Source organism: uncultured Chitinophaga sp. (assembly GCF_902168175.1).
Classification (GTDB): domain Bacteria; phylum Bacteroidota; class Bacteroidia; order Chitinophagales; family Chitinophagaceae; genus Chitinophaga.
The window spans coordinates 362,705-382,160 of the sequence record NZ_CABHOU010000092.1; the positions used below are offsets into that span (position 1 = coordinate 362,705).

At 46.9% G+C, this 19,456-nt stretch carries 20 protein-coding genes; 11 read left to right on the top strand and 9 right to left on the bottom strand.

The genetic code is table 11. From position 1 onward, the window contains the following. Positions 1–26: 26 nt before the first annotated feature. The 5 genes from QZT80_RS20800 to mutY form a co-directional block, all read right to left on the bottom strand. The gene (locus tag QZT80_RS20800) at positions 27–605 is read right to left on the bottom strand and encodes a DUF3109 family protein (protein ID WP_295126667.1); all 579 of its coding nucleotides are present in this window, start codon (positions 603–605) and stop codon (positions 27–29) included. Positions 606–614: 9 nt separating this feature from the next. Next, positions 615–1,178 (bottom strand): gliding motility lipoprotein GldD, encoded by a 564-nt coding sequence (gldD, locus tag QZT80_RS20805; RefSeq protein ID WP_295126670.1) that lies wholly within the window; start codon positions 1,176–1,178, stop codon positions 615–617. A gap of 36 nt (positions 1,179–1,214) precedes the next feature. Beyond that, positions 1,215–2,486 (bottom strand): gliding motility-associated protein GldE, encoded by a 1,272-nt coding sequence (gene gldE, locus QZT80_RS20810; protein ID WP_367112885.1) that lies wholly within the window; start codon positions 2,484–2,486, stop codon positions 1,215–1,217. A gap of 205 nt (positions 2,487–2,691) precedes the next feature. Then, positions 2,692–3,159, bottom strand: coding sequence for a single-stranded DNA-binding protein (locus QZT80_RS20815; protein WP_295126675.1), 468 nt, complete (start codon positions 3,157–3,159; stop codon positions 2,692–2,694). Positions 3,160–3,888: 729 nt separating this feature from the next. Next, the gene (gene mutY, locus QZT80_RS20820; protein WP_295126678.1) at positions 3,889–4,965 is read right to left on the bottom strand and encodes an A/G-specific adenine glycosylase; all 1,077 of its coding nucleotides are present in this window, start codon (positions 4,963–4,965) and stop codon (positions 3,889–3,891) included. A 225-nt stretch (positions 4,966–5,190) separates the two neighbouring features. On the opposite strand from mutY, the gene QZT80_RS20825 reads away from it, so the two are divergent. From QZT80_RS20825 to QZT80_RS20840, 4 genes are all read left to right on the top strand, one after another. After that, positions 5,191–5,478 carry an HU family DNA-binding protein gene (locus tag QZT80_RS20825; RefSeq protein WP_073084475.1) on the top strand — a complete coding sequence of 96 codons (288 nt, stop codon included), beginning with the start codon at positions 5,191–5,193 and terminating at the stop codon, positions 5,476–5,478. A gap of 24 nt (positions 5,479–5,502) precedes the next feature. After that, the gene (locus QZT80_RS20830) at positions 5,503–6,348 is read left to right on the top strand and encodes a tetratricopeptide repeat protein (RefSeq protein WP_295126693.1); all 846 of its coding nucleotides are present in this window, start codon (positions 5,503–5,505) and stop codon (positions 6,346–6,348) included. 439 nt (positions 6,349–6,787) lie between these two features. Next, on the top strand, positions 6,788–8,338 hold the full coding sequence (locus tag QZT80_RS20835) for an Rne/Rng family ribonuclease (protein ID WP_295126695.1): 1,551 nt from the start codon (positions 6,788–6,790) through the stop codon (positions 8,336–8,338). 129 nt (positions 8,339–8,467) lie between these two features. Next, positions 8,468–10,111, top strand: a complete 1,644-nt coding sequence (locus tag QZT80_RS20840) for a L,D-transpeptidase family protein (protein ID WP_295126698.1) — start codon at positions 8,468–8,470, stop codon at positions 10,109–10,111. Here the strand turns inward: QZT80_RS20840 and QZT80_RS20845 are convergent. Further along, positions 10,080–10,877 carry a type II CAAX endopeptidase family protein gene (locus QZT80_RS20845; protein ID WP_295126700.1) on the bottom strand — a complete coding sequence of 266 codons (798 nt, stop codon included), beginning with the start codon at positions 10,875–10,877 and terminating at the stop codon, positions 10,080–10,082. The two genes, QZT80_RS20840 and QZT80_RS20845, sit on opposite strands and share 32 nt — an antisense overlap. A 205-nt stretch (positions 10,878–11,082) precedes the next feature. Here QZT80_RS20845 and QZT80_RS20850 point away from each other — a divergent pair, with 205 nt between their 5' ends. The 7 genes from QZT80_RS20850 to QZT80_RS20880 all read left to right on the top strand — a co-directional run bounded on the left by QZT80_RS20850 (position 11,083) and on the right by QZT80_RS20880 (position 16,159). Then, on the top strand, positions 11,083–11,463 hold the full coding sequence (locus QZT80_RS20850) for a RidA family protein (RefSeq protein ID WP_295126703.1): 381 nt from the start codon (positions 11,083–11,085) through the stop codon (positions 11,461–11,463). A 40-nt stretch (positions 11,464–11,503) separates the two neighbouring features. After that, complete coding sequence (locus QZT80_RS20855) at positions 11,504–12,208, top strand: 3-hydroxyacyl-CoA dehydrogenase family protein (protein ID WP_295126706.1); 705 nt, start codon at positions 11,504–11,506, stop codon at positions 12,206–12,208. Next, positions 12,192–12,869, top strand: a complete 678-nt coding sequence (gene tsaB / locus QZT80_RS20860; RefSeq protein ID WP_295126709.1) for a tRNA (adenosine(37)-N6)-threonylcarbamoyltransferase complex dimerization subunit type 1 TsaB — start codon at positions 12,192–12,194, stop codon at positions 12,867–12,869. The genes QZT80_RS20855 and tsaB overlap by 17 nt, the downstream gene beginning before the upstream one ends. Before the next feature lie 210 nt (positions 12,870–13,079). Next, positions 13,080–13,439: a helix-turn-helix transcriptional regulator gene (locus tag QZT80_RS20865; RefSeq protein WP_248077696.1), complete on the top strand. Its 360-nt coding sequence runs from the start codon at positions 13,080–13,082 to the stop codon at positions 13,437–13,439. 196 nt (positions 13,440–13,635) lie between these two features. Then, a complete protein-coding gene (locus tag QZT80_RS20870; RefSeq protein WP_295126714.1) occupies positions 13,636–15,039 on the top strand; it encodes a rhodanese-like domain-containing protein in 1,404 nt (467 codons plus the stop codon). A 214-nt stretch (positions 15,040–15,253) separates the two neighbouring features. Further along, positions 15,254–15,748 carry a BON domain-containing protein gene (locus tag QZT80_RS20875; protein WP_295126717.1) on the top strand — a complete coding sequence of 165 codons (495 nt, stop codon included), beginning with the start codon at positions 15,254–15,256 and terminating at the stop codon, positions 15,746–15,748. Positions 15,749–15,775: 27 nt separating this feature from the next. Beyond that, positions 15,776–16,159, top strand: coding sequence for a LysM peptidoglycan-binding domain-containing protein (locus QZT80_RS20880; protein WP_295126719.1), 384 nt, complete (start codon positions 15,776–15,778; stop codon positions 16,157–16,159). A gap of 53 nt (positions 16,160–16,212) precedes the next feature. Here the strand turns inward: QZT80_RS20880 and QZT80_RS20885 are convergent, their stop codons facing one another. Genes QZT80_RS20885 through QZT80_RS20895 form a run of 3 tightly spaced genes read right to left on the bottom strand, consistent with a single transcriptional unit; the run spans position 16,213 to position 19,451 of the window. Continuing rightward, on the bottom strand, positions 16,213–17,085 hold the full coding sequence (locus tag QZT80_RS20885; RefSeq protein ID WP_295126722.1) for a lysophospholipid acyltransferase family protein: 873 nt from the start codon (positions 17,083–17,085) through the stop codon (positions 16,213–16,215). Between the two features lie 37 nt (positions 17,086–17,122). After that, positions 17,123–18,721, bottom strand: a complete 1,599-nt coding sequence (nadB, locus tag QZT80_RS20890) for an L-aspartate oxidase (protein WP_295126725.1) — start codon at positions 18,719–18,721, stop codon at positions 17,123–17,125. Between the two features lie 55 nt (positions 18,722–18,776). Further along, a complete protein-coding gene (locus QZT80_RS20895) occupies positions 18,777–19,451 on the bottom strand; it encodes a lysoplasmalogenase (protein ID WP_295126728.1) in 675 nt (224 codons plus the stop codon). Positions 19,452–19,456: the final 5 nt, after the last annotated feature.

A 19,456-nucleotide genomic window follows, 5' to 3' on the forward strand; every position in this document is an offset into this window, starting at 1 on the left:
CGTTGATTTACAAGCAGCTGTAACTCCTACATTTCACTCTCGTATTGCTTGGTAGCAATCTTGTCCAGCACTTCATAAAATTCCGTGCCATATTTACGGGTGATCGCATCTTTGAGGAAACGGTATACAGGGACCTTAAGTTTATTGCCGTTTTTGCAGGCGGCTTTACAAATGTCCCAGCGATCGTAATTAAGGGCTTCAAAACTCTCGTACTTGGTAACTCTTATGGGGTACAGGTGACAGGAAACAGGCTTCTTGTAATCCACTACACCGTCGTTATATGCTTTTTCTATTGCGCAACCCACTACACCCTGTTCGTCGATGTGTGCATAGGCGCAAATGCCTTTATTTACCGTTGGGGTAACGTAGCCATGTTCGTCGTCAATTGTATAAAGGCCCGTTTTTTCAATTTCCTTCAGGCCATCGGGGCGCAGGTAGGATTTGATCTTCGGGAAAATAGTCTTTAATGATTCCAGTTCCCACTCGTCCAGGGGGGCGCCGCAATCGCCTGCAACACAGCACTCACCTTTACAGGCAGTGAGATTGCAAACGAAGTTCTTTTCCACTACATCGTCGCTGATGTATTTGTCGTCAATCACTATCATAACACAAAGTTACCGCCATTTAAGCGTTCCAGCAAGATGCTCCATATCTTCCTGTAAAAACCGGATAACTGGAGCCAGGCTGTCGGCGTTGGGTGCAGCGTAGAAATACAAGGCCCCGCGCAGAAAGTGCCTGGTTGAGTCTGTTGCAAAAAACTGTTTGGCGGAGGCCGCATTACCGCCCACGTCGTAAAACAACCCGAACACATTGTTGGGCGTTTCTATCGACCTTTCGTTAATAAACTCTGCTTTATAAGTATGTTTATACGTAAGCCTGAAGGCATCGTTCACCAGCTGCTCTATGCTGTTGGCCCCTCCAATGGTCTTGTAGCTCAGGTATATTTTGCTGTTAAAGTCCGGGAATTCGAGGTTAATCCAGTAGGGGTTTTCGGGTTTGGCGTCAAAAAACACCGTATCCTTCACTATTTTCCCGTACGCAGGATATTCAAATGTGTAGGGGTATCCCGGTTCATCAAATACCTTGTATTCCTTCTTTGGAAGGGGGATTTCGAAGTAACCTCTCGGTTTGGGAGTAAAGGTTTGCTGGCAGGCTGTTGCTGTTAAAAACAGCACCATTACCGCTAAAATTGGATAGTATCTTTTCACTGACAATTATTCTGTTTCTATGCCGGATTTAATGCTCACCTGTATTTTCTGGATGCGCATTTTATTCACTTCCAGTACGGTAAAATCGTAGGCACCGTAACTGATCACGCTGTTCTCCTCCGGGAATTTACCGGAAATCTCCAGCAGCAGGCCGCCGAGGGAGTCGCTTTCGCCTTTTACCAGTTCAAAGGTATCGGGTGCAATGTTCATAATGCGACAAACGTCATTCAGCATGGTTTTGCCTTCAAAAACGTAAGTGCGGTCATCTACTTTATTAAAATTGAACTCGTCTTCGTCAAACTCGTCCTTAATATCTCCGATCACTTCTTCGATAATATCCTCCAGGGTCACAATACCGGAAGTGCCGCCAAATTCATCTACCACCACGGCAAAGTGCATGTGGCGGGTCTGAAACTCGCTCAGCAGGTCTTCGATCAGTTTATGTTCGTGTACGAAAAACGGCTGGCGCATTACCTCATGCCAGTCGAAATTGCTGGTTTTACCCAGGTGCGGCAACAGGTCTTTGGTATGAATTACGCCCACTATGGTATCGAGGTTGTTTTTGTAAACGGGCAGGCGCGAATAATGAAGATCGGCCACCTGTTTAACTACGGTGTCGAAAGTGGAGTTGTATTCAATGCCGTTAACGTCCAGGCGCGTGCGCATGATCTGCTTCACGGCGATATTGCCAAATTTAAGAATCCCTTTAACGATGTTTTTTTCCTCCTGCGATGCGTCCGGATCTACGCTCATGGCTATTACTTCGTCTATTTCCTGGTAGTTTACCGGTTTGGTGTTACGGTGAAACAGGCGGCTTTCAATACCATCGCTCAGCCCCACAAAGAAGTCGCTGATAGGCTCCAGGGTGGCGTGGATAATGTTTACGAACCAGGCAAAGTAAGTGGCAAAGCGGATATTGTTCTGTGCCGCCCATACCCTTGGCAATATCTGTCCAAAAAACAGCAGTACGATGGTGATGATCGCAATACGTACCACGGCTGAGAGTACAGCCAGGCTTTGCAGCGCTTCCATCTGGTTTATCAGGTAGTTGGTGATAAAGATGAAGGCGATATTAAGTACGATATTGGAAATCTGGAGCGAAGCGAGCAGGGATTTAGGCTTTTCCAGCAGTTTTGTGATCAGTTTACCGCTTTGGTTCTGGCGGGTTTTGAGCACATTCAGGTCCTTATAATTGAGGGAAAAGAAGGCCACTTCGGCGCCGGATACGATAAAGGATAGCAGCAAAAGCAGGAATATAACCAGCAAGAACACCACCACATTAGGTTGTGGAGTTGCGAGCTCCTGTAATAGAATAGTCTCCGAAAAATGAATGCTAGCCGGATGGTGAGCCAAGTGATAACGCTTTGGTAAACAATCAAAAATAATGGGAAAGTAATTCAGGTTGTTAGATTGAATCGCTTTCCCGCATGCAAATATATGGAATGTATTAATGCGAAATATGACGTTGAGCCCGTCTTACCCCTTAAAAGGGCAGATCGTCCGCCGGTTCGTTGATGGGCGGTATCTCCAGGCCCGGATAGCCCTCGCCGCCGGCAGGTGTGCCGCCGGGTGTGGTTCCCTGGTGGTGGTGGATAGCATGTTCACCATTACTGACGTCCATGCGTTTGTCAAGCATTACTAAGTTGTCGCCCACCACTTCGGTAGCAAACTTCTTATTGCCTTCCTTATCTTCCCAGCTGCGGGTCCGAAGACGGCCTTCTATGTATACAAGACTGCCTTTGTGGAGGTATTTCTGCGCCAGTTCGGCCAGGCCTCTCCATAAGACTACCGTATGCCATTCAGTTTGGGAAATTAGTTTTCCCGCCCTGTCCTTAAATGTTTCTGTGGTAGCGAGAGAGAACTTGGCTACGGCAATGTTGCCTTCAAGGAATTGCACGTCGGGGTCTCTGCCTAGATTGCCAATCAGAATCACTTTATTGACACCTCTCATGATTGTAGGTTTTAATCTGTTGTTAAATATTCCTCCTGTAATCAATCAACCTTTCTAAAGTTAATATTTTTTTCCAATCATTAACTATAATTTTTGTGCCAAACAGTCTGTGGTTCTTTATTCTGTGCAAATGCCACAATCCTCTGCCACACTTAAAAACAGCCGTTCGCGATAGGGCAGTACTTGTTGGTGAGGTGATAATGCAGGGGGGGCAAGCAGTAGTTTTCTATTAAGCCCCCGTTGTGTCACTCCCTTTAACGGCAAACCGCTGGCCGGGCGGAAATTGTTTAGTAGAAAGGTGTGCATTTCCTTAAAGAATGATAGTTTGTCGCTATCATGCCCATGATGTATAAAACATGCCTTGCCCTCCGCTTCCCCACACGCTCGCCACACCTATTCTACACATTCAGGCGGCAGTTGATAAGGAAATCCTGGGGATCAGGCGGGGTGTCGCAATCGCACCCGCAGATCAAAAACACGTCTTTACCGTCCGCTCATCCTCCGCTTCACCATACTCCCTCTACACTTTCAAACGTCAGTCCAAAGGCTTCCCGATCCCCAAGGTCCATGCGATCGACACAATGCAGGGATTCATGTTAACGGCTTTTACGTATAGTAGGAGCAGTTAACCGTAAGCCGATTCAGGGAGAAAGCTGGGATTGAGCGATCCGCACCCTTCAGCGGCCTTGCGGTAGCGCGGGGATCGCTGAAGGGTGGCCATAAAAGTATTTAGTCCAGCGCAAGCTGCTCGCTTTGCAGGTAGCTGATAATTGTTTTCGGGAATGCGTACAGGTGAAGTTTATCCAGCGGTACGGCCATCCAGTCGTCAAGCTGGGGAACGCCTTTCTCAAACCTGAGGTGTATAAACCGCGCATAAATGGTTTGATGGGTAAGTTGTTGTTTCAGCAGGGGCGATACCCGGGTGATCTTATAAGTTTCCTTGCCCAGCAGCTTTTCAAAGGCGGGCGAGGCGGTTAGTTCGTCTACACCCGTTTCGGCAGGTGTTTCTAAAAGCACCAACTCGTGTAGATTTTGCCATATATCTTTCCCGGTGCGTTTGCGGATGTATACATGGCCCTTGTGTTCCATGAACAGGTAGTTAAAGTACCTGGTTTTGATTTTGAGTTTCTTTGTTTTAACCGGCAGTTCGGCCACGGTTCCCACACTGTAAGCTTCGCAATGACTGTTTAACGGGCACCGGGGGCAGTCCGGCGACTGCGGTTTACATACCACTGCACCAAAATCCATGATCGACTGGTTAAAAGTGGCAGGTTCTTTGGCGGGAAGCATTTCGGCTGCCAGGGCAGTAAAAAGCTTTTTGCCGGCGGTGCTGTCGATCGGCGTATCTATATTAAAGTACCTGGCCAGCACCCGGTAAACGTTGCCGTCGAGTACGGCGTGAGGCAAATTGAAGGCAAATGAAGCGATGGCGGCTGCGGTGTAGGCGCCGACGCCCTTAAGTGAAACAATACCCTCATATGTATCTGGAAATTTGCCGTTATACACTGAGGCAACTTCGCGCGCGGCGGCCAGCATATTCTTACAACGGGCATAATACCCCAGCCCCTGCCAAAGACGGAATACCTCTTCGTCCGCGGCTGCGGCGAGTTTTATAACGGTTGGGTACTGGCTGGTGAAACGTTCGTAGTACGGCCAGCCCTGTTCCACGCGCGTTTGCTGGAGAATAATTTCAGAAAGCCATATGCGGTAAGGGTCTTTTTCCCCTTTCCACGGCATCTGGCGCCGGTTTTCCAGTTTATTCCAGCGTAAAAGGGCGGTCGAAAAAAAATCTTTTTGGCTAATCACAAGAATAAATCTTTATACATTCAAAATTTTCTATATATTCGTGTTCCCAATCTGTCATTAAAAAGATGATTTTTAGGGAAAAAAGCTGGAATGAGAGCACAAATAAACAGATTTTCAGTGGTGGTTATCCATAAGAAAAAATGTTAAATTTTATCGGCTTGAAACTTCAGCAATTAAATTTTTTTGAATATCTTTGAAACTAAAGTACTAATCCTCCGCTCTATTATGAGAAAAGCTGACTTAATAAACAACATTGCTGAAAAAACCGGCATACCCAAAGTAGATGTGTTAGTTACTCTTGAGGCCATGTTCAAGGAGGTGAAAGAAGCGTTAGCAAATGGCGAGCATATCTACATTAGAGGTTTTGGCAGTTTTATCACCAAGAAGCGCGCCGCGAAGATCGGCCGTAACATTAAAAAGAACGTGGCAGTGGAGATCCCTGAACACTTCATTCCTGCGTTCAAGCCATCAAAAGAGTTTGTTGCCGAAGTAAAGAAACTTAAAAGTTCTTAAGTTTGCATCCTAATACATTTTAGGGTGCAGAAATCTCAACTGATTCTTATTGGCGGAGCCATCGTACTGGTGGCTACCTTGTTCATTTTTGGACGTACAGTGCCTGTGGCCAGCAAAAAGGCTGCAGGTGAAGTTATGCCCGGCCAACCCCCTGTGGTGGCCGCGGCCTCATTTGAAGACGTGCTTCAGAAAGCGAAAGAAAAAGCCCCGGCCGATAAACTGGCCGAGATCAACAGCCTCGAACATGCTGTTGTAAGAGGCGATGTAAAGACCCAGCAGATCGCTGTTAACCGCAAATTATACGAGATTTGGGAGAGCCTCGATGAAACGCCGGTAGCTGCTTATTATGCCGGCGAAGCAGCCAAGTTGGAAAATTCCGAAAAAAGCCTCACCTTTGCAGCCAATTTATTTTTTAAACATTATAGCCATGCAAAAGATGCTGCTGTGATGAAATGGCAGGCCGAGCAGGCCGTGGAATTGTACGAAAAGGCAATTGCGCTCTCTACTCCTCCTCAAACCGATTCACTCAAGTACTTGCAGGCAACCATTCTTGTAGAAACAGGCGAACCAATGGCCGGCGTAGCGAAATTACGTGAACTCGTAACCGCCAACCCGGACAATGCCGAAGCACAGCTCATGCTGGGGAACATGGCCATCACATCCGGTCAGTTCGACAAAGCAATAGAGCGTATGGACGGCTTCCTGGCTCGTAATCCGAATAACGCCAAAGCCATGTTTATACTGGCCGAAGCATACAGGAGCAAGGGTGACAAAGCAAAAGCAATTGAACTATTCCAGCAATGCCGTGCGCTGATTAGCGATCCGGAACTTGGAGCTGAAATAGACAATTACATAAAGAGTATTAAGTAATTGATTATTAAACATTTAAAAATTCATTTAGCATGCCTTGCGGAAAGAAAAGAAAAAGACATAAAATTGCTACACATAAAAGGAAAAAAAGGCTGAGAAAGAACCGTCATAAGAAAAAGAAATAATACTCCTGTTTCCCGCCATTTATACTAACAGGTATGTTTTTGCGGCGCGACAAGAAATTTTTATACAATACTGCATGATTTTAGCGATTATTCTTAAATTGCTGAAGTCATGCAGGCTGTTTAAACTGAACTGCCGGCAAAATTTCCGAACACGACCTGTATATATCACTAAACCCTTAAGCGATCTATCATCACACGTTATGTGAAAATGCCAGGCAATCACGCTGAACGATCACGTGATTGGCTAAATCCTGCTATTCAACCCGGGCATTTACATAAAAGGTGAAGTATTAAATGGTTAAAATTTTGGACCCTTGAATAAGGAACTAATTATTAATGCAGCACCGTCTGGTGTTGAAATTGCATTGCTGGAAGATAAGAAACTAGTGGAGCTGCATCATGAGAGCGGTAACCCAAACTTCGCGGTAGGAGACCTTTACCTTGGAAAAGTAAAGAAACTGATCCCCGGACTGAATGCCGCATTCGTAGACGTCGGTTTTGAAAAAGATGCGTTCCTTCACTACACCGACCTCAGCCCCTATGTTCGCTCTATCTTAAAGTTTACCCAACTTGCCATCGGCGACAAATCACCGGAAGGTTTCGACTTCTCTAAATTCAAAAATGAAGCGGAAATCATCAAAACCGGTAAAATCACTGAAGTATTAGGCGGTAAACCTAATATCCTCGTGCAAATTCTTAAAGAGCCCATCTCTTCCAAAGGCCCCCGTCTCAGTTGCGAAATTTCTCTCCCCGGCAGATTCATCGTACTAACCCCGTTTAACGATATTGTTGCCGTTTCCAAAAAGATCCATTCTTCCGAGGAAAGAAAACGACTGCAGAAAATAGTGGAAGCGATCAAACCTCCGAACTTTGGAGTGATCGTGCGTACCGCCGCCGAAGGAAAGAAAACTGCTGAACTGCACGAAGACCTGGTGACGCTGGTGGAAACCTGGAAAAACATCCAGACAAACCTGCACAACGCACAGCCTCCTCAAAAGATACTGAGCGAACAAACCAAAACGACCAGCATCCTCCGCGATCTGCTCAATGAAAGTTTTAACCGCATCGTGGTGAACGATAAAAACATCTACGCGGACACTAAAACTTACATTCAGAAAATCGCCCCGGAAAAGCAGGACATCGTTTCCTATTACCACAACGGCGCGCCTATCTTCGATAGTTTTGGCGTTACCCGCCAGGTAAAGGCCTCGTTTGGTAAAACAGTAAACCTGGATAGTGGTGTGTACCTCATTATTGAGGCTACGGAAGCTTTGCATGTAATTGACGTGAACAGCGGTTACAAAAGCTCCAGCAACAACCAGGAACAAAATGCCTTGGCCAGTAACCTGGAAGCTGCAGCCGAAATAGCACGCCAGCTACGCCTCCGCGATCTTGGCGGCATTATCATCATCGACTTCATCGATATGAAACTGCCGGAAAATAAGAAAGCGGTGTACGAACATATGGAAAGGTTTATGTCGCAGGACCGTGCTAAACACACGATCCTCCCCATTTCCAAGTTTGGTTTGATGCAGATCACCCGCCAGCGTGTGAAACCGGAGGTAACCATTTCGGTGGCCGAAGATTGTCCTGCCTGTAAAGGCACCGGTAAAATCGGCGCTTCTATGTTGATCGTAGAGGATATCGAAAAGAACCTGCAGTACCTGCTTAACCACCAGCACCAGGGCCTTACCATTCGTATTCACCCTATCCTGCATGCCTTCCTTACAAAAGGCTGGCTCGGTTCACGCCAGTGGAAATGGTACTTCCGCTTTAAAAAATGGATCAAACTGCACGCAGATTCGAACTATCACCTTACTGAATACAAGTTCTTCGACGCCAACGACGAAGAAATCAAACTGTAAAATATCAAACCTTATTGACAGGCGTCCCTTCCCAACCAGGAAGGGACGCTTTGTTTTTAGTAGTTTTGCCGAACTAAGAGGCCCCCGGCCCTGTTATATAGTGCTATTACGTTTTAACGACTATCTTACATGATTACACGTTCTTCATTACTCCTTCTTTTGCTTACCGCCATGGTAGCGGTTTCTTGTCAGCAGAACGCACCTAAAAAACAGGCTGCTATCAGGGATACTACGCACTATACGCGCGAGGAGTACATTTCACTTACGCTAGACAGTAACCTTTTAAACAATTACCTGGCCCGCGATACACAGTACGCCGATTACATCCGCGACTTTTATCGCAAACGTAATTTCCACTATGCGTGGATCAATGAGTCGGGCGTTACGGAGCAGGCCGGGAGTTTCCTGAATATGATGGGGATGGATGCCTCCTATGGTATTGGGGCTGCCGATTCGGCACTCATGATGCTGTTCGACACGCTTACCGCACAGGGTAAGTTAAGGTCGGGTGATACAACCCTGCCGCACGCCGATATCCAGCTCACATCACGCTTTTTTTCGTACGCCAATAAAACATGGGGTGGTATGACCTCCGACAAGGCGCGCGACCTGGAGTGGTACATCCCCAGAAAAAAGATGGATATGAGCAGCCTGCTGGACTCAGTAGTGGCAGCCAAGCCGGGCGATCTTGCAGGTAAAGAGCCTGTTAACCGCCAGTACAACCTGCTGCGCCGCGAACTCGCTAGGCTGTCGGAACTCGAAGGCAAAACGAAATGGGATACGATCAAAATAGACAAGAAGAGCTATAAGAAGGGTGATTCGGCGGAAGCTATTGGTGCTGTGAAAGCAAGGCTGTCGGCGCTTGGCGATCTGAAAGAAAATGAGAATTCGCCATTGTTCACCGTTGCTTTAGACAGTGCGCTCCGTTCGTTCCAAACCCGTTTCGGCCTTACCGTAAACGGTGAAATAAATCAATCTACCCTCAATGCCCTGAATGTTCCGTTGTCTAAACGCATCCGCCAGATATTGGTGAACATGGAGCGCATTCGCTGGGTGCCGGTTGATCCGGGCGGTAATTACATACTGGTGAACATCCCGGAATTCCGGATGCACGTGTATGAAAACGACCAACTGGCCTGGAGCAGTAACGTGGTGGTAGGCACGCCCGCTAACAGTACGGTGATTTTTAGCCGCGAAATGAAGTATGTGGTGTTTAGTCCTTACTGGAACGTGCCTCCCGGAATATTAGGAAGTGAGGTATTGCCCGGCATTAAACGCAGCACCAGCTACCTTGCCCGGCATAATATGGAAGTGGCCGGCGGCAGTGGGAACGTGATTAGCCCATCTTCTATAAACTGGAGTAAATACACCGCCCGCAACTTCCCTTACATTATCCGCCAGAAGCCGGGCGGCGCCAACTCTCTTGGAAAAGTAAAATTCCTGTTCCCGAACGAATACAATATCTATTTGCACGATACGCCCTCCAAAGGCCTGTTTGCCGAAACCAAACGCTCTTTCAGCCATGGTTGCATACGTATATCCGAACCACGAAAACTGGCCATTTACCTGCTTCGCAACGACAGCAGCTGGACGGAGAAAAGGATAGATGCAGCCATGAACAGCGCAAAGGAACAGTATGTAACGCTGAAGTACAAACTACCAGTGTTTATCGGCTACTTTACTGCATGGGTAAGCAGTTCGGGGCAGCTGAACTTCCGCGATGATGTGTATGGTCACGATGCTAAACTCGCCGGCCTCTTATTCGGAAAGTAACAGGTAACCGGCCTGCTTCGTTTACCCTTTCCAGTAAGTAATAGCCTAAGGGTAGCAATACGAAGGCGGCTAATACCATGGAAAAGTGCAAACCTCCTTTCCCCAACAGCTCTGCCAGTCCTGCATGCCCCTTTGCCATTACAAACGCCATCGCAATATGGCCCGCCATATGTATAAAGACAGGTATGCAGAGGTCGCGGAGTTTTAAGTAAAAGAGCCCGCATAACATAGCAAGCAGGAAGTTGGGAATAATGTATACCGGGTTAAGTGTGGCCACAGCATAAATTACGGACGACTGCACCAATGCAAAGGAAGGTGGATATTTTTTGGACAGCGCCTCAAGTATAATGCCCCTGAAAAGTACTTCTTCCAGCAATGGAAGCAGAAATACAGAGCCGATAATGGCAGGCACCGAGTCGATACGCACGGAGGAGAAGTTAACGGCCTCAAAGGAGGGCAGGGGTATAAGTTTGATGAGTATGTCGCGCACCACGAACAACGAAAGCGCCATTATCAGCGATAATAAAAGAGCGATTGGCTGAATGCTGACTTTTGTTACCAGGCGGAAGTTTTCGGACTGTGCAGTAAGCATGTACAGGATAATACCGGCACAGCTTAACAGGTAAGGCCATAACCCTGGTGCTAAAGCCGGGGTAATAAACAATAAGAAAAACGTAGCACTGAAGATGAACAGGGCAATGTAAAGTTTTACCAGTACAAACCAGGCATACTTAAGTGAAAATCCGTTTTGGCTGTTAACTCGCATATTAGTATTCGGTATTCGGCCGGGTTAAGGACAAGAATCTTTCTTAATTGACTAAGGCTAAATTGGGATCGTTTACGAGAATAATCAATTGCAAATTAAGATAAATTTAATGGTACTGCGAACTGCGACTTTCCACAGGTGCATGTAAAAACATAGACTAAAAATGCATGGAAAGCCGCCGTGAACATGTTATTTTTGCGATATTATGGAAAAACAGATCATTAAAACAGATAAGGCCCCGGCGCCTATCGGTCCCTACAACCAGGCGATAAAAGCGGGTAATACGCTTTACATCTCCGGCCAGGTGGCAATAGACCCGGTAACTAATGAAGTGAAGAAGGGAGATGTGGTGGCAGAATCGCACCTGGTTATGCAGAACCTGCGCGCCATCCTTACCGAAGCCGGTATGACCTTCAGCGATGTGGTAAAGAGTACCATCTTTATTATGGATATGGCCGACTTTGCGCAGATTAACGAAGTTTACGGACAGTACTTCGAAGGCAATTACCCTGCCCGCGAAACAGTACAGGTGGCAGGTTTGCCTAAAGGCGTGAGCGTTGAAATATCTATGATTGCCGTAAAATAGGCATATACACCAAATCGATCTTACCTTCAAAATTTAGCGCATGAACATCCTTGTCATTGGCGACGAGCGGCGTTGGGAGGAATGGAAGCAAACAGCAGGTGAGGTAGGAATGGAATGGAAAGCGCTGCTTTCCGAAGTGCGCGATTGGGAACATCACCAACTGGTTATTGACCTTACTTTCGATGAGCATCCGCGGCGGGCGGCAGTTTACCGCGACTTCCCCCACATAACGGTGTTGGGTAGTATGGTAAAAAGCTCCTGGAGAATGCTGAAGGCTGAGGCTGCAGGTAACGTGGCACTAAATGTAATAGGCTGCAATCTGCTGCCTGGGTTCATGGGCATGAAGGTAAAAGAAATTACGCTCGCCTTTTCCGAACAGCAGCAGCGCCTGCAACAGGCAATGCAGCAACTGGGATGGACCTACGAAATTGTAGGCGACCAGGCAGGAATGGTTACGCCACGTGTGGTAAGCATGATCATTAATGAGGCTTATTATGCCGCGGAACAGCAGGTGGCCAGTCGCGGGGATATTGATATTTCAATGAAACTGGGTACCAATTACCCTTATGGCCCGTTCGAGTGGTGCGAAAAGATAGGTATTCAGCAGGTGTACGAAGTACTACAGGCTGTTTACAGAGAAACGGGCCAGGAACGATACAAGATTTGTGAACTACTGCAGGCCGAATATTTCCAGTATATGAAATCGCTTGCAGCCAACAGGGAAGAGATTGGCACTGATACTTAACATTGATACCGCAACCAGCATAGGTTCAGTTTGTCTTGCTAAAGACGGAGAGGTACTGCATACCATCAGGAATGCCGAACAGAAGGACCATGCGGCAAAGCTTCCTTTATTCGTGCAGGAAATACTGCAAACTGCCGGTATTACCGCCGCTTCTCTTGATGCTATTGCCGTAAGCGCAGGGCCGGGTTCTTATACAGGACTTCGTGTAAGCGCGGCCACAGCGAAAGGACTTTGTTACGCCTGGAAGAAACCTTTGATCGCGGTAAGTACATTAAAGATGATGGCCAACGGCCTCATCACAGCCATGGGCAATACTAACAGCCTGTATTGCCCAATGATAGATGCGCGCAGGATGGAAGTATTTACAGCGGTTTACGATGCGCAGTTAACTCCTTTGCTTGCGCCGCAGCCACTGGTGCTGGATGCATCATCTTATAACACCTGGTTAAGCACACACGAAATATACTTTTTTGGCGATGGCACCCCCAAATGGCAACCTTTAATGGAGGGCCAGCCCAACGCAAAATTCCCCCAATACGAGATTTCTGTTGCACATATGGCAACTTTAGCTGATAAGTCATTCATTAATAATGACTTCGAAGACCTTGCCTATTTTGCCCCTCATTACCTGAAAGCCTTTTTCCATCCGGGTAGCAAATAAGTACTATTCCCCAAAGTCATGAAATTGTCAAAACATGCGATTTTGGCAAGTATTCGGGCTTATATATTAAAAAAGAAGGTATAGAAATTTTTTTTATTGTGAGTAATATTATAATTTTGTGTAATCAATATCCGAGATTGTTTTCTAACAGTCGCGTTTTTACTGTCCGTTGATCCCTGTCATTTCATTATTATTTAAAATTATTTTGCGATGGAAAAAACATTATTAACTACCTCTTCTAATACTCTTATTATTTCTAGGGGTAACAATGAAAAAGATCAGATCAAATTGGATTACATTGCCGTTAAAAAGGCAGCAATGGTACTGAGGGCCATCAACCATAAGCTGCGCCAGCAGATGATCAAACTGTTGGAAGATCACAAACGCATGACTGTAACTGAGATCTACGTAAAATTACGCCTTGAGCAGTCGGTTGCTTCGCAGCACCTGGCGATCCTCAGAAGAGCAGGTATCGTTATCACAGAGCGTGATGGCAAGTTTATCCATTATACCATCAACAAGCAACGCATAGCTGAAGTAGCTAAGTTTGTTGAAGAGTTGGTAGGTTAATATCTTTTTCGAAACCGCTTTCTGCGGGGCCAAACATATTGAAGGCTTTCTCACTCCGGTGAGAGGGCCTTTTTTGTTTTGGGCTGCCTATGGGTGTATTGATTTTACTCATATCCCCGCATAGGGTTTATTCGTAACTTCATGCCTCCCGGGGCGTTCCGGGGGAGATTTATTAACTTTGTGAAAATCAAAAACCATGTTCATTAAGCAGTTATATACGAGCTGCCTGTCAGAAGCTGCATATTTTATTGAATCTGACGGTGTAGCAGCCGTAATAGATCCTTTACGCGATATTGAGGTTTATCTCGATCTGGCGAAGGAACGCAATGCCACCATTAAATACATCTTTGAGACACACTTTCACGCCGACTTCGTTTCCGGTCACCTCGACCTTGCCGCTGCCACTAAAGCGCCGATCGTATACGGCCCCGATACCGTAGCGGGCTTCGATTTTCATAAAGCTGCCGATGGCGAGGTGTTTAACATCGGAAAATTAACGATCACTGCACTACATACGCCAGGGCATACACTGGAAAGTACCTGCTACCTGTTAAAGGATGAAAGCGGTGCCGACCATGCTGTGTTTACGGGCGACACCCTTTTTGTGGGTGATGTGGGCCGTCCCGACCTGTTTAGCGGTAACCTTGAAAAGGAAGAGCTGGCAGCTATGCTGTTTGATTCATTGCAGAACAAGATCAAAACACTGGGCGATAACGTACTGGTATACCCGGCGCACGGGCCCGGATCGGCTTGTGGCAAAAACCTGGGGCCAAACACTTCCAGTACTATTGGTGAAGAGAAGAATACGAACTATGCATTGAAAGCGGAAGATAAAGGCGCTTTCATACGGGAACTGACTACTGGCCTGGCCACTCCGCCCCAGTACTTCCCCATCAACGCAAAAATTAATAAAGAAGGTTACGACGCGCTGAATAACGTGATGGAAAAAGCGAATGTGGCGTTATCTATCCCCGACTTCAAAAAGAAAGTGAAAGACGGCGCGGTAATATTGGATACCCGCAATGCGAACCTCTTTACCGAAGGTTTTGTACCAGGTTCCATCAGCATTGGCCTCGAAGGCCGTTTTGCAGAATGGGCCGGCAGCCTGTTGCCTTTCGACCTGCCAATGGTGTTAGTTACCGATCAGGGTAAGGAAGAAGAAACGATCATTCGCCTTGCCCGCGTGGGACTGGATAAGGTGGAAGGTTTCCTGGCCGGCGGATTTGAAGCCTGGCAGGCAGCTGGTGAGCGCATCGACCTTATTATCACTATCGATCCGGATGAACTGGCGATGGACATTCCACACGATCCTCAGCTGGTGGTAGTAGATGTTCGTAAACCCGCGGAGTTTGCGGATGGTCACCTGACAGCCGCTATCAACTTAACTTTAAGTGATATGGCCGACCCCGGTAACCTGGGCGATTTCGAAGACAATCACAACCTATACGTACATTGCGCCGGCGGTTACCGTAGCGTAATTGCCTGCTCTTTGCTGAAAAGGGAAGGTATACACAACCTGCGTAATGTTGCAGGCGGTTATGGTAAGTTGAAAGAAACCAAAGGCATCGAAACCGTTCAGGAAAAGAACGTGCTGAACTAAAAGTGCATCACCTCAAATTAATAGAAAAAGCAGGACTAGCTATTGGTCCTGCTTTTTATTGCATGCTCATGAATCAGATACGTATGTAAGAATCAATTATATCACAAATATATTAATTATTTTATATTCTATATACATCTGCGCAACAATTATTTAAACAAGTAAAATTGAACTCTCTGGCTCGTGATTTGTTTCCTAGTTATAAAAATTCACCATGAAAAACAGATCCATTTTATTCGCCTGTCTTATCACGATCGGGCTTGTTTCCTGCGGTCCTAATGACACTAAGATCAAACAGGAGGTTTCAGAAAAACTGGCAGCCAGTGCCCCTACCGCTACTGCAGATGTAGCTAAGGGAGTTGTAACCCTCAGCGGCGAAGTGCCGGACGATGCCACCAGAACTGCTGCGGAGGATGGCGCCAAATCTGTTAAAGGGGTAAAGTCGGTAACCAATAACATTGTAGTAACTCCTGCAGAAGTACTTGCCCCCCCGCCACCGCCAGTAGAAATTAGCCCGGACGATAAAATCCGTATGAGCGTAGATTCATCGCTTAATGCTTCTGGCATTACCGGCGTAACCGTAACGGTAATAAATGGAGAAGTAACGCTGGCCGGTGAAGTAACTAAAGACGATCTTAAGAAAGCCAGGCAGGCAGCCGATCAGTCTAAACCCAAAAAAGTGATCAATAACCTCACCGTGAAGAAATAATACTGTAAACTATTTAAATGTAATCCCATGGCTTTAAAAGATAAGTATGCAGATATTATTCTGCAGGCAAACAGCGCCGGTGTAGCCAACTTACAGGCTACCGAGCAGGAAGGCGTGCTGTATATTACCGGTACTGCGCCCAGCACCGCCGCTAAAGATCAGGTATGGACAGCTTTCGAAAAGCTGGACCCGGAATACCGTGCTTCCGACATTGTATTAAACATCAGCCTGGCAGAGGGAGCGGCCGGCCAAACATCGGAATATGAAGTGAAGTCTGGCGACAACCTGAGCAAAATTGCGAAGAACTATCCGGGTGTTTCCTGGAAAGATATATTCGAGGCAAATAAAGATCAGATCAAAGATCCAAATCTTATTCACCCCGGCCAAAAGCTGAAGATCCCAACTGTTTGAGGATGCATGCGCGATAGAAAAAGCCCCGGCAGTCGTCGGGGCTTTTTAATGAGTTACACTTCCGTTTCTCCCGGAATATATTGGTGTTTCCAGCGGCGGTGGCTCCAAACCCAGCCCTCTGGCTGCTCGCGTATGTTCTTTTCCAGGTAGTTCACAAAGTGGCCTGTAATCTCCCGTTCCTGCGTTTGCGCGGGGTGGTCGTAAGCCAGTTCCAGTCTGGCTTCGTAGTAGCCCCTTTTTATTTTACGGATGTCAACAAACACGACTGGTATATCGTTCCGCCTGGCCGACATTTCGGGGCCTTTGTAGAACAATGTTTTTTGGTGGAGGAAGTCGAACCAGAAGGCACGGCGGCGTTTGCCGGGGTTTTGGTCGGCTACCAGTGCAATAAGGTATTGTTTATCGTGCCATCGCGCCATGGCATTGCGCATATCTTTAGCAGATATAAGGATGCTGCCGAACTTTTCGCGGAAGTGGCGAAACATGCGGTCGGCGGGCTTGCTCGCCAGCGGCATATACACCACCAGGAAAGGATAATCGACACCCTGCATACAAAACAGGTTCGCCCATTCCCAGTTGAAATTGTGACCCAGGTGTAGCTGGCAGCTCCTGCCTGTTTTATAAAGTTCCTGTAATACAGTGAGGTCACACTTGAAGCGTTTTTGCAACTCCGCTTTGCTCATGGTCAGCAGCTTCATGGTTTCTACCATCATGTCGGTAAGATTGTGGAAATACGTTCTGGCAAGGTGTGTGATCTCCTGCTCCGTTTTTTCAGGGAAAGATTTACGCAGGTTTTCGAATACGGTCCTTTTCCGGTAAGCGACCACATAATACATCATTACATAAAGAAAGTCGCTGAACAGGTATAATACTGGAAATGGCAGCAGGGAAAAACCGTACGAAACGAACATCATCAGGTAATACATACACACTCAGTTACGGGAGAAGCTTGCTCCGCTTTATTTACAAGATTATATTCTGTACAAGCTCGCTCTTGTACGGATAGTCAGTATTGAAATGCAGGCCCCGGCTCTCTTTACGGAAGGCTGCGCTTTTAACAATAAGGTACCCAACAGTAATAAGGTTACGAAGTTCGCACAGTTGTGGCGATACGGCTGTTTGCTCGTAGAGGTCTTCTGTTTCCTCGTGTAATATATCCAACCGCTTCAACGCACGTTGTATACGCGTATTGCTGCGCACAATACCTACGTAATCACTCATGACCTGCTTCAGTTCTTTCAGGCTCTGGGTAATCAGGATCATTTCTTTTGGAGCGGTAGTACCGCTGGCATCCCAGTCGGGCACATCTGCTTTAATGCTGGTTTTATCTATTTCTTCTACTGCTTTAACGAAGCTGCGGTGCGCAAATACCATGGCTTCGAGCAGGCTGTTGGAGGCCAGGCGGTTGGCGCCGTGCAAACCTGTGCTGGCACATTCGCCCGAAGCAAACAGGTTACGGATGGAGGTGTGGCCCCATTCGTCGGTTTTAATACCGCCGCAGCTGTAGTGGGCAGCTGGAGCAACGGGTATCATATCTTTCGTTATATCAATCCCTATCGATTTACACTTTTCATAAATGTTGGGGAAGTGATCGATGAATTTATCGAAATCCATATGCCGGCAGTCGAGGTATACATGTTCGGTACCGGTAATCTTCATCTCACTGTCGATGGCGCGGGCAACAACATCGCGCGGAGCGAGCGAAAGACGCTCGTCGTACTTGTGCATAAAGTCCTCACCATTCTTATTCCGCAATATGCCACCATCACCACGTACTGCTTCTGTGATCAGGAACGATGGATTAGTGCCGGGCTGGAATAAAGCGGTGGGATGAAACTGGATGAACTCCATATTCTCTATCCTGCCCTTGGCCCTGTAAACCATCGCCACCCCATCGCCGGTAGCAATTACCGGGTTGGTGGTGCTGCGGTACACCTGCCCATTGCCACCTGTTGCCAGCAGGGTAATGCGGCTCAGTATCTTTTCGATTTTATTGGTCTGGAGGTTGAGCACGTACACACCGTAACATTCAATATCGAGGGTCGATTTGGTTACCAGGAAACCCAGGTGGTGTTGCGTAATAAGGTCTACCACGAAGCAATGGGTGATCACTTCTATGTTCGGGCGCCTGCGGATGGCTTCCAGCAAGGCGCGTTCTATTTCTTTACCAGTAACGTCTTTGTGGTGGATAACCCTGAATTCGGAGTGACCTCCTTCGCGGCCCAGTGACAGATCGCCGCCGGGATTGCGGTCGAAGTTAGCGCCCCATTCTATAATCTCGTTAACACGTTCGGGGCCTTCTTTTACGACGATCTCGACGATCTTTTCGTTACAGAGACCGTCGCCGGCAATGAGTGTATCATCAATATGCTTTTCGAAACTATCATTCTCAAGATCGTTTACCACGGCAACGCCGCCCTGTGCATACTTGGTATTGGTTTCATCCTCCCGGGTTTTGGTGATGATGGTGATCTTTTTATCCGGGCATTGTTCTGCAACCTTCAGGGCATATGTTAACCCTGCTATGCCTGAGCCTACTACGAGAAAGTCTGTCTTTTGCATATGTGTCCAAAATTACGGCAGAGAAGGCAAAAAATGTTCCCCCTTGTAAAAAAGCTTAGCTTTTCATATGCTTCAGGCTTCCTTCTACTAAACACCACTGTGCCAGGCCATAGGTAAACATCACCCCTATACCGGCTATGGAATTAGGGGTGTAAAACTTACGAACGGCCAGCAGCGTGTCGGATAATACGAAGAGCACGGCACCCAGTATACAAAGAAATGCACCCAGCGAATTCTTGAACGCAAAGGCGTAGATAGACGATAAAAGCATGAAAGTAATGACCAGTGCGTAAATGGTAACGGGCACCCGCAACTCGGCCATATTGGGATACAAAAGGTACAATAACCCGATGGCATATACGAGGGAGAGGCAGGTCCAGGTGATGTGTCGTGGTTTAACGAAGTACTCATCGTGTTCTACTTTCAGGAAGAAAGCAGTATAGGCCAGATGTGCCAGCAGGAAACATATCAATCCACTGATAAAAAACAAATTACTGTCGTGTTCAAACATGAGCAAAATATCGCCCCACCAGGAAAAGATGAGCGCGGCAAAAATGAGATTACGTACAGGTTGTTGCAGATTAATAGCATCCGACCAATAGTGAAAGGCCAGCAAAACCATCAGTAATGGCTTGGTAATATAACGTGGATAGGGAAGATCTACAGCAATGGCCAGCATATCGATTGCCAGCACAATGAAATACAGTAGCCCCCAGATTTTTTTTCTCATAAGGA